13 protein-coding genes and 1 tRNA gene are annotated in these 17,181 nt (G+C 46.1%); 6 read left to right on the forward strand and 8 right to left on the reverse strand.

Annotated features, from left to right (window positions below; translation table 11 throughout):
* Positions 1–185 precede the first annotated feature (185 nt).
* Positions 186–2,654, forward strand: coding sequence for an SH3-like domain-containing protein (locus tag BLV66_RS09275; RefSeq protein WP_086985823.1), 2,469 nt, complete (start codon positions 186–188; stop codon positions 2,652–2,654).
* Positions 2,655–3,274: 620 nt separating this feature from the next.
* Here BLV66_RS09275 and BLV66_RS09285 read toward each other — a convergent pair.
* Positions 3,275–4,579, reverse strand: coding sequence for a PTS sugar transporter subunit IIC (locus BLV66_RS09285; RefSeq protein WP_086985825.1), 1,305 nt, complete (start codon positions 4,577–4,579; stop codon positions 3,275–3,277).
* A 20-nt stretch (positions 4,580–4,599) separates the two neighbouring features.
* Positions 4,600–5,214 (reverse strand): AAA family ATPase, encoded by a 615-nt coding sequence (locus tag BLV66_RS09290; protein ID WP_086986045.1) that lies wholly within the window; start codon positions 5,212–5,214, stop codon positions 4,600–4,602.
* A 58-nt stretch (positions 5,215–5,272) separates the two neighbouring features.
* Between BLV66_RS09290 and BLV66_RS15445 the strand changes: the two genes are divergently transcribed.
* Positions 5,273–5,998 (forward strand): MurR/RpiR family transcriptional regulator, encoded by a 726-nt coding sequence (locus BLV66_RS15445; RefSeq protein WP_176974199.1) that lies wholly within the window; start codon positions 5,273–5,275, stop codon positions 5,996–5,998.
* A gap of 151 nt (positions 5,999–6,149) precedes the next feature.
* Here BLV66_RS15445 and BLV66_RS09300 read toward each other — a convergent pair whose 3' ends face one another.
* A complete protein-coding gene (locus BLV66_RS09300) occupies positions 6,150–7,223 on the reverse strand; it encodes a YeiH family protein (RefSeq protein ID WP_086985826.1) in 1,074 nt (357 codons plus the stop codon).
* A gap of 121 nt (positions 7,224–7,344) precedes the next feature.
* Between BLV66_RS09300 and BLV66_RS09305 the strand changes: the two genes are divergently transcribed.
* Positions 7,345–8,217, forward strand: coding sequence for a LysR substrate-binding domain-containing protein (locus tag BLV66_RS09305; RefSeq protein ID WP_086985827.1), 873 nt, complete (start codon positions 7,345–7,347; stop codon positions 8,215–8,217).
* Between the two features lie 226 nt (positions 8,218–8,443).
* Complete coding sequence (locus BLV66_RS09310) at positions 8,444–9,475, forward strand: GMP reductase (RefSeq protein ID WP_086985828.1); 1,032 nt, start codon at positions 8,444–8,446, stop codon at positions 9,473–9,475.
* A 1,052-nt stretch (positions 9,476–10,527) separates the two neighbouring features.
* On the opposite strand, the gene BLV66_RS15580 is transcribed toward BLV66_RS09310, so the two are convergent.
* Positions 10,528–10,698, reverse strand: a complete 171-nt coding sequence (locus BLV66_RS15580) for a hypothetical protein (protein WP_176974200.1) — start codon at positions 10,696–10,698, stop codon at positions 10,528–10,530.
* A 111-nt stretch (positions 10,699–10,809) separates the two neighbouring features.
* Here BLV66_RS15580 and BLV66_RS09315 point away from each other — a divergent pair, with 111 nt between their 5' ends.
* Positions 10,810–11,715 carry a helix-turn-helix domain-containing protein gene (locus tag BLV66_RS09315; protein WP_086985829.1) on the forward strand — a complete coding sequence of 302 codons (906 nt, stop codon included), beginning with the start codon at positions 10,810–10,812 and terminating at the stop codon, positions 11,713–11,715.
* A 281-nt stretch (positions 11,716–11,996) separates the two neighbouring features.
* Positions 11,997–12,572, forward strand: a complete 576-nt coding sequence (locus tag BLV66_RS09320; RefSeq protein WP_086985830.1) for an NADPH-dependent F420 reductase — start codon at positions 11,997–11,999, stop codon at positions 12,570–12,572.
* Positions 12,573–12,880: 308 nt separating this feature from the next.
* Here the strand turns inward: BLV66_RS09320 and BLV66_RS09325 are convergent.
* The 4 genes from BLV66_RS09325 to BLV66_RS09345 form a co-directional block, all read right to left on the reverse strand.
* Positions 12,881–12,953, reverse strand: a tRNA-Arg gene (locus tag BLV66_RS09325).
* Positions 12,954–13,066: 113 nt separating this feature from the next.
* The gene (locus BLV66_RS09330; RefSeq protein WP_086985831.1) at positions 13,067–13,381 is read right to left on the reverse strand and encodes a hypothetical protein; all 315 of its coding nucleotides are present in this window, start codon (positions 13,379–13,381) and stop codon (positions 13,067–13,069) included.
* Positions 13,382–14,111: 730 nt separating this feature from the next.
* The gene (locus BLV66_RS09340; protein ID WP_086985833.1) at positions 14,112–15,356 is read right to left on the reverse strand and encodes an aminopeptidase; all 1,245 of its coding nucleotides are present in this window, start codon (positions 15,354–15,356) and stop codon (positions 14,112–14,114) included.
* Positions 15,357–16,188: 832 nt separating this feature from the next.
* Positions 16,189–17,088 carry a coiled-coil domain-containing protein gene (locus tag BLV66_RS09345; RefSeq protein WP_086985834.1) on the reverse strand — a complete coding sequence of 300 codons (900 nt, stop codon included), beginning with the start codon at positions 17,086–17,088 and terminating at the stop codon, positions 16,189–16,191.
* Positions 17,089–17,181 lie beyond the last annotated feature (93 nt).

The raw sequence follows: 17,181 nt of genomic DNA on the forward strand, positions 1-17,181 counted from the left end.
CAGCCACCTCTCCACCGATGGATGAGGCGGCTGCCTTGTTGCGTACAAGTTGACTTCAATCGGAAATAATCCAAACTATTATCCGAAAATTAAAAAAAGATAACAAAATAGTATCAATAACTTCAATGAAATGTTAAAATCTGCTAAATAATGTCTCGCCATCTCAATTTCCGCAGGAGGAAAACATGAACACTTTCACACGCAAAATAAAATCAAAAAGCTATACCTGGACGTTTTTAGTGGCAGCCGTCATAGCGCTGGGTACGGCAACAGCACCCACTGTAGCTGCTGAGGAAACTGGAACGGAAACCTACGTTCAGATCCTTTCGACTCAGGAAGTTTCCTACACGGCAATCGTCACGAGAGGCACCGATGCCATCAACACAAAACCGTGGGGAACCGCGGAATTTCAAACGGTCGGCTCCAGTCAGACTTATCTTGGAACAGAAGTGACGGTTACGCAAGAACAGGTGGCGGATAATGGTGTGACATGGGCCTTGATTTCTAAAGATGGCCAAGAAATAGGCTGGATTGCGAAGGGCGCTTTGACTGTCCAAAATTATTCTAAAATCACATCCGAAACAGCTGTGAATTACGCTGCAATGATCAGCCGCGGCACAGACGCCATCAACACCGCGCCATGGGGAGCGAAAGGCTATCAAACAATCGGCTCAAGTGCAGATTATGTCGGCAAAATAGTGGATGTATCCAAGGAACAGGTAATGGATTATGGCGTTACGTGGGCACAAATTTCATCGAACGGATCAGCATTGGGCTGGATCGCTAAAGATGCTTTGAAAGTCCAAACCTACGCACAAATCACAAAAGAAACTGTCGTTGATTACCCAGCAACCATTAGCCGCGGCACGGATGCCATTAACACCGCGCCATGGGGAGCGAGAGGGTATCAAACCATCGGCTCAAGCGCAGACTATGTCGGAAAAACAGTGGATGTAACCATAGAGCAAGTAACCGATTATGGCGTTACGTGGGCACAAATTTCATCGAACGGTGCAGTATTGGGCTGGATTGCCAAGGATGCTTTGAAAGTCCAAACCTACGCACAAATCATAAAAGAAACACTTGTAGATTACCCAGCGACGATCAGCCGCGGAACGGACGCCATCAACACGGCACCGTGGGGAGCGAAAGGTTATCAAACTGTCGGCTCAAGCGCAGGTTACGTTGGAAAAACAGTGGAAGTAACCAAGGAACAGGTAATGGATTACGGCGTGACGTGGGCACAAATGTCGTTGAACGGCGAAGTGCTGGGGTGGATCGCGAAGGATGCTTTGACTCAAGGTAGCTACTCACAAGTCACATCGACGACAGAAGTGGATTATGTTGCGTTAATCGTAAGAGGAACAGATGCCATCAACACACAGCCTTGGGGAGTGAAGGGCTTCAGAACGTTGGGCTTAAGCGCCAACTATTTAGGCAAGACAGTAACGGTCAGTCAGGAAAAAGTGATGGATTATGGCGTGACTTGGGCACTGATTTCATTGGATGGCAAAGAATTAGGTTGGATCGCGAAAGCTGCACTGCAAAAGGACTTCGGAGGTATTGCTACACAATTTGGTTCAGCATGGCAATCGCTGTCCACCAACATCCAACTGACCGCGCAAATCAGCTATGCAACTTATATAAATGGCACAAGGGCTAAGGCAGCTAGTGATAAAATTTCCGGTTACCTACAATCCACAACAAGTGGACACAGAATTGAATTAGCGGTATCGCAAACAGGAGATGGTTTGTGGTCGAACCTTAGCTTCAACGAGAAGGATCTGAATCCAGGAGAAACGTATCAGATCAGAGCGGTAGTCGATGGCGCTTCCGAGCAGTTATGGACAGACAAATCTATTTCCCAGAATACTATTTTGGGAAAACTGTACAGCGATGGCCAGCGTCTGTTCTATAAACGGGATTGGACGCAGACAAACCAGTTGACGCTGAAGCACCTGCTGCAGACAGCGCTGGAACCTTTGGGAAGCACGCTCTATGTCTGGGGAGGCGGTTGGAACGAAGCGGATAATGGTTCCGGAGTAGAGGCGATTACGATGGGGATCAATCCGCAATGGCATTCATTCTTCCAACGGTATGGCTCGAACTATAATTATACTAATACGCTGTATCAAATCCATAACGGTTTGGATTGTTCCGGCTTCATCGGTTGGACCATTTATAATACTGTAAACAGTGAGAACAATAAGGATGGCTACGTCTTGTACGCAGATCAAATGTCCAAGGAATTCGCGGATCGTGGGTGGGGAGCGTATACTTACCGCAATCAAATCAGCGGGTACAAACCTGGGGATATTTTGAGTTCCTCCGGTCATGTATACATGGTTCTGGGCACAGCATCGGACGGCAGTCTTGTGATCATCCACTCCTCCCCGGCTGGTGTACAGATTAATGGAACTCCGACACCGTCAGGGGTAGTCAACAGCAAAGCTGTACAGTTGGCTAGTTGGTACATGAGCACCTGCTATCCGGAATGGTACAAAAAATTTCCGAACACGAAAGCTGATTATTCTTATCTGACCCAATTTGATAAGATGTCGTGGGATGTATCCGGTAATGCATTGTTGAACGATCCGGACGGCATCAAGAACATGAGCGCAGAACAGGTTTTGGTTACGTTGTTCGGGCGATGAACCTTGGGGTGTCATAACATTTAGAAAAGACAAAGAGGCCGACTTTCCTTCCAATTTTTGGGGGAGGATGATCGGTCTCTTTGCATTCAATTTAGTGAGATACTTGCAGTTGGAACCAAGCTGCCGGAAATTAGCAATGCAGAACAAACAGCCCCTAATGGATTGACTGTTAAAATCAAAAATGTTACTTTAATTGAGGGAGCAACTTCCAACACTCTGAAAGTTAGTTATAGGGAAACAAACAATACACAGGCACGGGTAGATCAGAATAGCTTTGTCTTGTATCTGTCTGATGGTTCTAACAGGGATCAATATGGCGGGTTCAACAGTTTGAGGTCAGGTCAATCAACAAATAGAAGCTACAGTATCCAATTGTTGAAGTCTGAAACACCAAAAACTTTGGAATATGGAGACGTGTTCTTTAATACAGCGCCTCAACCTGGAAAACCCAATTTGGGATGGTAGTTATTTATCTAATTAATAACTACTCTTGCATATAACTATAAAACCAGGCTGCCGCCTCTCTAAAAATAAGAGAGGCGGCAGCCTGGTTTTGTATGGTTTCAGTTAATAAAAAACCGAGGTATAGCTGCAGGTTATGCAATAAACTTTAACTGTTACTAATTTTCAATAATGCTCTGACGACTAAGGCTGTTCTCATATACTTTGAAGAATGGGTAATAAATGAAGATACTTAAAACAACCAACCCGCAATAAAAGAGAACGTTTCTGAAGTCCATAGTAGCTAAGTAAGCTTGTGCAAAGAAGGGCGTAAAAGATGGATCAATAATATGTCCCATAGAAATGATACCACTTACTTGGGCATAATAAGTCAAAACAAGATTGATGATCGGTGTCAGAAGGAACGGAATCGCCAAGATTGGATTAAAGACAATTGGCAAACCAAAAATTACGGGTTCATTAATGCCGCAGATACCTGGTATGATTGAAATTTTACTCAATGTCTTAAGATGAACCAACTTACTCCGCAGCATCAAGATAATCAAGCCTAATGTTCCACCGGCTCCGCCCAAAACAGAAATTCTGAACATCTGTAAGTTCATGGCAACCGTTGCTTCTTGACCGCTAGCAATCAATTCACTGTTGATACCAGTATTTGTGATCCCAATTGAAAATACGATGGGGAAAATGATGGACGTCCCGTTGATTCCGAAAAGCCATAAAAAATTACCAAATGTGACAATCGCAATGAATCCCCATAAATTTCCCGAAAAACTTAATGCAGGGGTCAGCAGCAACATGACGAATTGCGGGAACGTGCTGCCGGTCAATGCAATAATAAGTACATTTAGTCCATAAATCAGAATGATATTCAGAAACAGCGGCAGCATCGAATTGACGAATGATGTGACAGCAGGAGGAACCGTGTCCGGCATAGAAATTTTCCAGTTCCGAACTTCCACCAACCGAGATACTTCCACGACGATCAATCCGATGATGATGGCTACAAACAATCCGTTCGTGCCAAGAAACTCAGTTGAAATCTTGCCATCGACACTGCTTGCAACCACAAGCATAAAGACTGCCAGAGAGATCATACCGTTCATGGCAGTATCCAACTTGTACTCCCGAGCCAATGAATAGGCGATTCCGAAAGCACAAATCAAACCGAAAATACCCATTGTCATATTGTAAGGAGCGGTCAGAAGCTCATAGTTTGCAGATGCAAAGTTTTTCCAAGCTGCCAAAAAGCGAACGAATATATTTGCTGTCTGTGGGTCATACAGATCCATATTTATGGGTGGATTGGCAAAGATTAAGAAAAGCGATCCTACAACGATAAAAGGAAGCCCGAACATCATACCGGAGGAAATGGCTTTTAAATGAATTTGATTACCTATTTTTGTGCCTATCGGACTTAGCATGCGGTCTAGTTTTTCTAAAAAGGAATCCTTCTTGTTCATTACAACGTCTCCTTGTTATCCTATATTTGCCAGCTATTGAATACGAATGCGTTCGGAACAGTTTTATTAGGGTCATACTCTTTCAAAATGGCTTCGTAGTCTTCTTTATAGTGATTGGTCACTTCCATTTGAGGGATGACTTTGCTGGCTTCGTGTAAGAAATGGAATGAATCGCGACCCATTTCCATACCGCGAGTCGTATGCTTATCCAAAGCGAAGTCCGGTACCTCAGGAACATATCCCATAGCAAAACTTTTGATGACAATATTTTTCAGCAAATCGGTTGAGCGATCTTTTTCGGATTCAGTCAGAACACGGATTGCGTGAAAGAAAAACATCGCACGATCGGATTCATTGTAGGCAAATTCTTTGCGCATTTGGTTGAAATTATTCACCATCACTGCTGCATTAGGATTTCCCATGCCGATGTCTTCAACAGAGATGGCCAACAGTCTACGCCAGAGCTTTTCTTCGAATTGAGGCGAAGTGATGTACATTTCATATGCAAATTCACAAGCTTCTTTAGTCAAACCGCGACGGATGCATTTTTGCAGACTTGAGATGACTTCATCACCGTTCAAATTATTTCTCGTGGTTGTTCTGGCCCACGGATCGGCAATATACTTTTCTTTCATAGGTATCGTCTCCATTTCTTTTTCTTGTGATATGATAGGTTTTAAAGAGGTGACCAGCATGAATATTGAAAATTTGTCAAATAAATATAATTTAAATGAAACGGAAAAAAACATTCTCTTATTTATCGAAACACATGCTAAAGACATCAAAATTTTAGGAATCCGCGGTGTTGCGAAACAATGTTATACCTCGCCAGCCACCATCATCAATTTAGCAAAAAAAATGAATTTTTCCGGGTACAGTGAGTTGGTTTTCAAAATCAAAGAAAATGAGGTAATGGACAAGGAACTGGCTTTGTCTGAAACAACGAAAACATTATTTTATAAAAAGTTAGCAGAACGCTACTACGAGGACTTTGAGAAGATAATGAACGATTATCAAGACAAAACGATTATGATTTTAGGTTCTGGTTTTTCTCAGATTATTGGGAATTATATAAATGAGTCTCTCATCATCAACGGCTTTCGAAGTATATCGAATTCTCACTTAGAATTGATTCAAAAGGAGTATGCAAAAGAGACACTGATTATTGTAGTCACAGAATCGGGGGAAACATCCCGGTTGAAAGAATTAGTGAAACAAGCAAATGAAAATGGGGTTGAGGTGTTAAGTTTCGTTGGTAATGCGAATTCGGCTATTGCGGATTATTCCCGATTAGCTATAGCGACCAATGATGATATTCAATTTTCAAAGAATCCTCATGAACCACATCTTTTTTACGGATCCATTTTACTTATTTTCGAATTCTTGTTAAGCAAATATTTAAAGCAAATCATCAGCTGATAAATTCATCTTAACAGGCTAACACGCGTTATCCTAGCCTATCAGGCCATTCAAAAACCTGTTTTAAAATCTAAAAACACGTTCACAAAATCAATCAGATAGAGGCACAAAAAGCATCGGCTCCCATAGGAACCGATGCTTTTTGATGCTATTATCCGAAAAACACCCGTATCAATGCCACAGCTATCAAAACCTGCACCACTCCAACGGTCAAGCCGTACAGCATGGCTTTGGGTCCTTCGTGAATGATGTCGGCGAATTTGACGCGCATGCCGATTGCGGCTAGGGCGGCGACTTCGAATTGGGTGCTGATGGCTTTTGAGCCGATCAGGATGCTATCGGGGACTCCGATGAAGCTGCGGATCAGGAAGAAGACGACGAATCCGGTAAGGAACCACGGCACGCCGTAGGAGACGGCGGCCGGGTTGGCGGATGCTCCCGCTTCTTCGGCTGATGCATCTACAGCAGCTGAAGCGCGTTTTTTGCGCGTGAACAAAGGCTCGCCTTCATTCATGTTCATGCGCCCGTACAATACGGCAACGCCGATGATAAGCAGTACGCGCATCAGTTTGAAGACGGTCGCCAGGGTGACGACGTCGTCATTGACGAGCTTGGCAGCAGCTACGACTTGGCCGACGGATTGGACGGTGCCGCCGATGAGGGCGGAGGTCCGGAGCGTGTCGCTGTCGTACAGAACAGCGCCTAGGATCGGCAGCAGGATCATCAACGCCGTTCCGGTCAGGTTGACGATTGTGATCGAGATGCCTTTGTCCTTGTTATCGGCCTGGATGATGGGCGAGACGGTGCCGATGGCAGAAGAGCCGCAGACTGCGTTGCCGGCACCCATCAGCAGAGAGAAGCGTTTGCCGAAGCCGAAGAATTTGCCCAACCGGTAGGTGACAAAAATTGTCAGCCCCATCTGCAACATAATAAAGGCGAAGCCCTTGATTCCGGCTGACTTCAGCACTTGGAAATCAAGGATCAGTCCGTTCAGGACGATGGCGTATTCGAGAAGCCGTTTCTCTGAGAATTTGGTTCCCTGGCTCAATTCTGGCCGGTTCAAAAGGGTGTTGCCCAGCAGCATGCCCAGTAAAATGGCGATGAGTGCGGCGCCCAAAGTCGGCAAGAAGCGAGCCAAAAACTGGCTGACCAAAGAGATGAGGATGCTGACGGCGAGACCTGGCAGTACCCCATCCAGTTCTTTTTTGAGTGCATTTATTTTCATGAGTTGTCGAAAACCTCCCTAAATATTGCTTTACAGTAACCCATTTTACCCGACTTTTTGCATAAATAAAAATAATGATTTATTATCGAGGTATAAGCAAAATTAATAGGAGGCACCAAATATGCTGGATAACCGCTATAAAACATTTCTCACGCTGATCGAGGAGGGCAGCTACACGAAAGCCGCCAAGAAATTAAACATCACCCAACCTGCAGTCACCCAGCACATCCAGCATCTGCAGGAGGAGCTGGGCGTCCAGCTGTTCCGATATGAAGGCAAGCAGCTGCTGGTCACTGAAAAGGGGCGCTATCTTGAGGAGCAACTCTCGCTGCTGAACCGCGATGTGGAGCGGATCCGCACGCATCTACTGCAGCGGGACGATGCGCCGACGCTGTCATTCGGGGCGACGCTGACGATCGGCGAGTACGTCATGCCCGGACTGATCGGGCGCTACTTGGAGCAGCATCCGCGGCATCATTTATCGATGATCGTCGACAACACGGCCACGCTGACCGGCTTGATCCAGAAGGGGAAAATCGATTTCGCGCTGATCGAAGGCGACTTCAACCAGAGCCAACTCGGCTTCGAAAAGCTGTCCGACGAGCCATTCATAGGCGTCTGTGCGACTGCCAGCCCATTGTGGCGTAGCGAACAAGATTTGGCGGCGCTGTTCTGCGAGCACCTGTTTGTCCGCGAGGAAGGCTCCGGTTCGCGGCGGATTCTGGAAAATGCCCTCCTGAAAGAGGGAGCGAACCTCAGCAGTTTCGGGCGGACGACCGTCGTCGGTGGCATCGGCCCGATCAAGCAGTTGGTGGCGGAGAACCGCGGCATCGCCTTCCTCTACCGCATCTCGGTCGAAAAGGAACTGGAGGAGGGGACGCTGAAGGAGATTCCGATCCGTGGTTTTGCTGTGGCGCATCCGTTCCATGTTGTCCATCTGAAGGATTTCCGTGATCGCGGGCCACTCCAGGAATTGCTGTCTTTTTATTGTTGATAGAGATGCACGGATCTTTGCTGGGATGCGTTATTCCTCGGCTTTTCGTGACGCTCAAAAGCAAAACTAACTTTTCATCAACAATAAATCTTTGACAAACCTGGGGGAGTAGTGTAACTTACTATAGGGACTTTACGATAGAAGACATTTTTTGCCTTCACGTCCGTGTCTGTGTAAAGCGATTCCCAAGAGGAAAAGTGCACTAACAGAAAGAGGGAAATAGAAAATGAAAATTTTTGACTATGAAGACGTACAATTAATTCCGAATAAGAGCGTTGTGCAAAGCCGTTCAGAATGCGACACGACTGTCGTACTTGGTGGCCGTACGTTCAAATTGCCGGTGGTGCCTGCGAACATGCAGACGATCCTGGACGAAGAACTTGCTGAAAAATTAGCGCGGGAAGGGTATTTCTACATCATGCACCGTTTTGATGAGGCGAGCCGTTTGCCGTTCATCCAACATATGCATGAGAAAGGTTTGTTTGCTTCCATCAGTTTGGGGATCAAAGAAGCAGAATTCGATTTCGTAAATGAATTAGCGGCAAAAAAAGCCGTTCCTGAATATACAACAATCGACGTGGCACATGGTCATTCCGATGAAGTCATCCGTATGATCAAACACGTCAAAGCAGTGATGCCGGAAACTTTCTTGATTGCTGGTAACGTTGGCACTCCTGAAGGCGTTCGTGAATTGGAAAACGCCGGTGCTGATGCGACGAAAGTCGGAATCGGACCTGGTAAAGTATGCACAACCAAAATCAAGACTGGTTTCGGTACAGGCGGCTGGCAATTGGCAGCCGTTAGCTGGTGCTCGAAAGCAGCAAGCAAACCGATCATCGCTGACGGCGGCGTCCGCACAAACGGAGATATCGCCAAATCGATCCGCTTCGGCGCGACAATGGTCATGGTCGGTTCGTTATTGGCAGGCCACGACGAGTCACCGGGTGAAACGAAAGAAATCAATGGCCGTCTGTACAAAGAGTACTTCGGCAGCGCGTCCGAATACCAAAAAGGCCAACGCAAAAACGTTGAAGGCAAGAAGATCCTGACGCCTTACCGCGGCACGATTGCAGACACCTTGAACGAAATGCGTGAAGACCTGCAGTCATCCATTTCCTACGCGGGTGGAAAAGACATCACAGCGATCCGCAAATGCGACTATGTGTTGGTCAAAAACTCCATCTACAACGGCGACAGCAACCAAGGCATCATCGAAGCCGGCCGCAGCTCATACGGAGAAGGCGATACGATTTTGTAAGAAATAAAACAAACAAAAGCAGGCCCTCAACGGCGCCCGGAAACTACCGGATGACGTTGGGGCCTATTTTATTGCGGCAAAATCAGAAGGAAAAAGACATTTTTTTGAATTCGTTTTCAAAGAAATAATTGATGATTGCCTAAACAGATAATGATGTTCTGGAAGGTGCATTTGTAAGAATATAAAGTATATATTAATAAATAAACAATAGTTTGTGTATTCCAAAGGTTGCCATCTATGGTGGCTATATTTTGTAAAGTTTGTGCGATTTTTAACAAAATTAATTACAAGATAGCAATGAAAAGTAGACTGTCTAACGAAAAACAATTTTGTATTTTCTCCGGAAACGGTGTAATAGTATTGGACTTTATCTGGTCATTCGGCTAATATAACGACCAAGTTTTTCCTAACTAAACAGTAAGTAAATTCAATATACCAGTTTGTTTTTGTTGATATAGCAACGTTTGGCGTAACTTGTAATTTCATAGCGTTCAATATTGAGTGACACTGCCTTTTTTTGGAGACATTAAAAAATAAATAGAAAAAAGGGCGTACGGGTGCTATACTTGCTTTAGTAGGAGCGATCTTACTAAGGTGAATAACATTTGTTTGAATCGAAAGGATCCTAAGCCAATTGAACAACAAATATTTAAGCAATCGCTGGAGGTAGGTTTATATCAACCAATTACTAATGGAGCAGTCTGAAGTTTCGCTTCTGTCTAACCCGTAGCCGAAACCCTCCCCGCAGTACCCCATCTTTTTTAAGAAATGATCGTAATACATACTTCTCCAATACATAATGAACGAATATGATTTCCTCGCTACATTTTTAGGGTTAAGTTGATGGGCATTAGTGAAAATATGCTGAAGGAACGAAACAACTGCGAAAAGTCTGAGGCCGGAGTCTGAATCCGGCCTTATTTTATTTCATCTTATATTATAAAATTTCTGGATTTATCAGTAAAACAACTGCTAAAGGCAGTCTGCAGGTTAGGACCGTGTCCTGACCTGTTTTTTCCTTTTTCCGAGAAATTTGAAGCTGCCAATAATTCTTATCCTATAAACCAAATCATATTAGTGGAATATTTTTCTGGTGCTTTTGCTACTTGTTCATGTTGAATGTCCTTGCTGGACAGGTTGTCATCAGAAGATAATTCCTTTAAAATAAAAGTATTAGTAACCAGTACTCCTATGGCTAAGGACAAAGCAATAATTTTTTTCATGATAGAGACCCCTTTTCTAAATAATATTTCTATTAATAATTATATTATAAAGAAGAAAAATGCATTCTGAACCAATTAGTCGTATAATACTATAAAAAAGAAGGTGAAGTTTTGGCGAAAGAATTCGGAGATGTCCTGAAAGAAATAAGGATAGATAGGGGTTATTCCCAACAGTATGTCGCAGAAGGCATCATGGGGCAATCTGCATACTCAAAAATAGAAAGAAATGAAATAGAACCTACTTTTCGAAAATGGTTAGCAATCCTTGAGAAACTTAATATATCAGTAGATGAGTTCCGTTACATATTAAATAAAGAAAAATTGACCCAAAAAGAAAAGCTGATCAATGAATTTTTTTCGTTGAATTATAATCACCCTGATAATTTGAAATTACTTAAAGGCGAGATATCCGCCTACTTACAAGTAGAGGAAGACTACTTGTTGAGAGACATTTTCTACGCCTGTGAAAGCTTGATTGCATTAAATACGACTCAAGACGTAGAAAAAGCACAATTATTTGCAAAAAAGATTTGGGAACGTTTGGAAAAATTTGACAAATGGTACTTACTGGATATCCGATTAATAAACACCATTTTATTTATTTTCCCCACTGATGTAGCCGTCAACATTGGTGAAAGAGCGACCAATCAATTAATCCCTTACCACAATCTGAAGGAAGCTGATATTCTATTAATTAATATAGATGTTAATTTAGCTGTTTTGCTAATTGATGATAAAAAATATCCTGAATCCCTTTCCTATCTGGAAAAAGTGATTCCTTTATGCAAGAAATATCAAAAATATAATCAACTAGCAATTGCCTATGCCAGAAAAGGGATCGTCTTACAAAAAACAGGGGAAATTGATGAAGGCTCCAAGCATATAAAGAAAGCATACTCAATATTAATCGCGATCGAAGACATGAAATTAATGGGTGATTTAGAAAAAGAACTTTCGTATTATTTGGGTATGGGAAGCAAAGGTCCGCTACAGCTAGAGATTTCGTTGCAGGAATAGGGTGTTCCGCTTAAAAAGTACAAGAAATCGGCTATCCAGATCAAATGGATAGGCGTATTTTTTTATTGAGTGGTGTCGGTCGAACGTAAAGTGAAGGACGCCGAACAGTCGACGCCGCCCACATAAGTCGACGATTCGAAAAGAAAAGTATGTTCAACATCCGATAACATTCTTCAAGAGCAAAAATTTCCTTTCCGCCCGGCAGATAGCTATAATAAGCGTGTACATGATTACAAAAAGTTGGTGCGCTACGTTTGGAAATCCAGAAGGAGGAATGGAAGATGGCTGAAATCAGTATTTTTGGCAAAGGGAATATGGGAAGTGCAATTGGGGGTAATTTTGAAGCCGCAGGGAATCAAGTAACATATATCACAAAGGATACAGCTATTGAAAAATTTGGGGATATCGTGGTTTTGTCGGTTCCGTATCCAGCTATTGCCGGTATATTGACTGCCCATCGCGACTTGTTTGCCGGAAAGATTGTCATCGATATCACCAATCCATTGAATTTTGAAACGTTCGACAGCCTGGTTGTGCCAGCCGATAGCTCAGCCGCAGCTGAGATCGCCAAAGAAATACCGGATGCGTCTGTCATCAAAGCCTTCAATACGAATTTCGCAACCACCTTATCAACAAAAAAAGTAGCGGGTGTCCACCCAACGACAGTGTTGTTGGCGTCCGACGACAAGGAAGCCAAAGACAAATTGGTTGATGCATTGGAGGGCAGCGGACTGGCCTTCATCGATGCCGGCTTGCTGAAACGAGCCCGCGAACTCGAAGCAATGGGATTCCTGCAGATTTCGCTCGCTGCTGCCGATAAGATCACTTGGGCGGGCGGCTTCGGCATCTTCCATTAAACATCTAACCAACACTGATAATATACGCAAAAAAATCGGATACCCGCGAAGGATATCCGATCTTTTTGTTGATTGGTGTCGATTGAACGCAAAATGAAGGACGACGAACAGCCGACGAAAGCCGAATCAGTTTGCTGAACGCAAGGTGAACGGTAACGAATAGTCGCCGCCGCGCACATCAGTCGGCGATTCGAATGTATGTAAAACTTCCGACAACCATCCTGAAATGTAAAAACATCAAGCGCCAAAACAAACAAAACTTCCGACAAATGAATAAATTGTCGGAAGTTTTGTTTATTGAAATATGACGGCCCTAAGAAGAATTGAACTTCCGACACCTCGTTTAGGAAACGAGTGCTCTATCCGCTGAGCTATAGGACCAACAGAACACTAACCATTGTATCACTTATTGCGTGCAATTTCCATACCCATCTGAAAAAAGTTCCCCGGATCAGCGGAAAGCATAAAAAGGGCAGCAAATGGCTGCCCGAAACTCATTCATTTTCCAACGCATCAATGCGCGCTTCCAGATCGGAGACAGTACCCTTAAGCTCAGAGAGTTCCGTTTGCAGACTCTCGATGTCGGCAGGCCGGACTTCACCATCCGATATACCGCTCATCTGTTGGAAGATGAAGGTGAGGCCAAAAATCAATATAACTGCCCCGAAAATATACAACCAACTTTTGCTGGACGGCTTTTCCGGTTCCACTGCATGCGAAACCTCCTCGAGCTGTTCCATCGTTTTCTTTCGATCGATCACGGTAAACACCCTGCTTTCATAAAGACTTGTCTGACTATCTATCCACATTATAGCCCATCCAAAATCAGAACTAAAGCAATGTACTGTGGGGTTAGGAAAACTTAAGAAACCGCTTGCTGTTGAGGCGCCAGTTCCTCCGGCGAAAGACCTGCTCGCCGGAGTAGGGGTTTCCGGTAATAGTCCTTCTCCTGTGAGGGAATGTTGGCCGGAGCTGGGGTGGTGGACAATTCGTCTCCTACGGCCAAACCGTGCTTATCGGAGGAGTCAGCCTCCGCGGGCTACCAGCTCCGGCGAATCCAGCCCTTACCGTAGAACAGGGTGAGGCGCCAGTTCCTCCGGCGAAAGACCTGCTCGCCGGAGTAGAGGTTTCGGTAATAGTCCTTCTCCTGCGAGGGAATGTTGGCCGGAGCTGGGGTGGTGGACAATTCGTCTCCTACGGCCAAACCGTACTTACCGGAGGAGGCAGCCTCCGCGGGCTACCAGCTCCGGCGAAGCCAGCCCTTACCGTAGAACAGGGTGAGACGCCGGTTTGCTCCGGCGAAAGGCCTGCTCGCCGGAGTAGAGGTTTCCGGTAATAGTTCTTCTCCTGTGAGGGAATGTTGGCCGGAGCTGAGAGTTGGGAGACGCGCTCTTCTTCGGGGAGCGGGTCCTCGTCGGAGTTGACGAACCCTTATAAACGTCACCTCCGGCGCACGCACCCTCGGTCGGAGCTAGGGCAATCCCCAACAACACAAAAAGCCTCCCGTCCCCGGGAGGCAACCCAATCTAACAAACTATCTTAGAACGCCCAATCCCCTTTGCGGAAGATTGGCATAACAGATCCATCCTTGCGAATCCCATCGATGTTCATATCCGCAGAACCGATCATGAAGTCCACGTGCGTAGTTGAGCGGTTCAAGCCGGCTGCGGCCAGCTCTTCTTGGGTCATTTCCGTGCCGCCCACCACACTCGATGCGTAAGCGGAGCCCAGCGCCAAGTGGTTTGAGGCATTTTCATCGAACAGGGTATTGAAGAAGACGATGCCGGATTGCGAAATCGGAGACGGATCCGGAACCAAGGCAACTTCGCCTAGGCTGCGTCCGCCGTCGTTTTCTTCCACCAAGCGGCGTATCGTTTCTTCGCCTTTTTCAGCTGTCACTTCGGTCACTTGGCCGTTTGCGAAGCGGAAAGTCATGCCGTCGATGATGTTGCCGGCGTAGCTCAACGGTTTCGTTGATTTCACGATACCATCGATGCGGCGGAAATCAGGCGCTGAGAAGACTTCCTCGGTCGGCATGTTGGCGATGAACTTTTCGTTCTGCGCGTTCACACTGCCGGCGCTTTCCCAGACGTGGTTTTGCGGCATACCGATCGTCAAATCGGTCCCGTTCGGTACTGTGTAATGCAGCATGTCGAATTGTTCGGCGTTCAGCACATCTGCTTTCGACAGCAGGCGCGCTTCATGCGCATCCCAAGCCGCCACAGGATCGGCTTCGTAGACGCGGCACGTCTTGAAGATTTCGTTCCACAAGGCGTCGACTTGTTCCTCTTCGGTCGCCAGATTAGGGAAGACTTTCGCCGCCCATTTCGCGCCGGCTGCGGCAGCGACCGTCCAGCTCACTTTGTTGGCTTGGGTGGCGATGCGTTGCGCATCGAAGGCGACGTTATTAGCTTTTTGGACAGCGGCCAATTTCTTTCCGTCGATGCCATTCAGGGCATCCGGATCGGCCGAGCGGACAGAAAGGCGGCTCGCTTTCTTCTCAATCATGTCAAGACTTTCATCCACTTTATATTGCGGGATATTCGTCATTCTTTCCTCGGACGTGTGCAGATACGTTTCGCGGGTGACGAAATCGTCGGTCCACTTGACGATGACTTCCTCGGCGCCCAGCGCGTACGCTTCCTTCGTCAACAGACGGGCGAAAGGGGCCTGCTCGACGTCGATGTTGAGGACGATCGTGTGGCCTTTTTGAACGTTGATTCCTTTCAAAACCAACAATTTGGCGTATTTTTGCAGATTTTCTTCAAAATTCGGTAATACCATTGTGTATTCACTCCTATTTTTTAAAACGTAATGGCACTATCATAGCACAACTTACCTCTAGAGAATAGATAATTCTCTCGTGTATTTGTACAAAATTGACCCCAGAACGCAAAAAAAACTCAGCCGAAGCTGAGCTTTGTCTATTTAACCTTGGGGGGATTAAACAGAAGCTGGAACCACAAGGGCTCCTGTAATTGATATAAAATCGATTACATGTTCTATATTCTCATATGCCCCACAAGAATGCAATATATTTTTTATGATAATGAACAAATTGGTTAAGTAAACAGGGGGACTGCCGGCGAAGGGTGTAAGACCCTCGCTGCTCCGACTAGAGGTGGCTTCGCCGGAGCAGGCGCTCCTAAGGGTAGGTCAGCTCCGACGACGACCCGCTCCCCGAAGAAGTGCGAGCTGACCAGTCCCTAGCTCCGGCCAACATTCGCTCGCAGGAGGAGAGCATATCACCGGAACCCCACCTCCTGTAAGGAGGGCGTTCACCGGAGAAAAGCACCAGCTCCGATTAGAGGTGTCTTCGCCGGAGTAGGCGTGCCTAAGGGTACGTCAGCTCCGACGAGGGATTGCTCACCATAGAAGAGCGAGCTACCTAGCCACTAGCTCCGGCCAAAATTCTCTCGCAGGAGCAGAGCATATCACCGGAACCCCACCTCCGGCGAGAAGGGCGTTCACCGGAGAAAAGCACCAGTTCCGATCAGGATTGCCTTCGTCGGAGCAGCGAGTACTACCGGCATACCTTAAGTTTCGCGCCCACGCGAAACAAAAAAAAGGAACCGAGAGTCCTCAGACTAATCGGTTCTTCACATTCATATACAATTCAAATCACTTTATCATCCTCAACCGCCAACACTTCTAGCGTCGTTTCCAACTCGCGCTTCTTCGCCGCCAAACTTTCCATGACATCCTCGGTGCTGTCCTGTAGCTTCTTTAGGTTTTCGATGTTCTTCTCAATGATGACTTTCGTTCCCCAATCGGAGAAGAGGTTGTCGAAGAAGATGTCCAGGGCGCGCTGGGTGGATGAGATGGTCTCGAGGTCGCTCTCGAAGACGAAATCCAGGTCGCGCAGTTCCCGCGCAAAAGTATAGACGGTCTGTTCGAGATGCAGGAGCGAGGCTTCGGCAGCATCCAGTTTGTCGTGCTTCAGGAAATCCAGGATAAGGCTGCTGTCGGTGATCAGATCCCAAGTCGAAATGGCATCGGCGGCATCGAGGCCGCTGATGATATCCGATAGGGATTCCAGCACCGCGATACCGGCTTGTTCAGCTTCATTCGTTTCGCGCCATTCGTGCTGAATTGCCAGAATCTGTTGTTGGCGCTCGCTGATGACTTTATTCATGTCCGGATGTTTGCGCAGGACGTCTTCCTTGATGTTGCGCAGCCGCAGCTTTTTCTCTTCGATATCTGCTTCGACTTCTTTGACTCTGCGCGCAGCGGCGATTTTCATCGCATAGGTTTTGTCGAACTCGACTTTGGCGCTGATGATTTCCCGGTACTCTTTGTCATAACGGCGGTCGAAGTTGCCGAAGAGCTTCAGGAGCGTGTTCGAGAAACTGTCATTGCGCAGCCGTTCCAGGTCGCGGTTCTCCTTTTCCAAAGTCGCAATGGCTTTTTCCAGTGCTTCTTGGTATTTCGAAAGATTCTCCTCGGCGTTGAAAAGCTTGCGGGCCAACGACCCTAACTGGAGCATCAATATTTCATATTCCATTCCGACATCCATGGAACCGCCTCCTTTCTGTTGTAAAAAACAAGAGCCAACTGCAGGGATTCCCGAATGCCGACTCTTGCTTTTGTTATTGCGGTAATGAAGGGT

This window comes from Trichococcus collinsii (assembly GCF_900107505.1).
GTDB lineage: Bacteria > Bacillota > Bacilli > Lactobacillales > Aerococcaceae > Trichococcus > Trichococcus collinsii.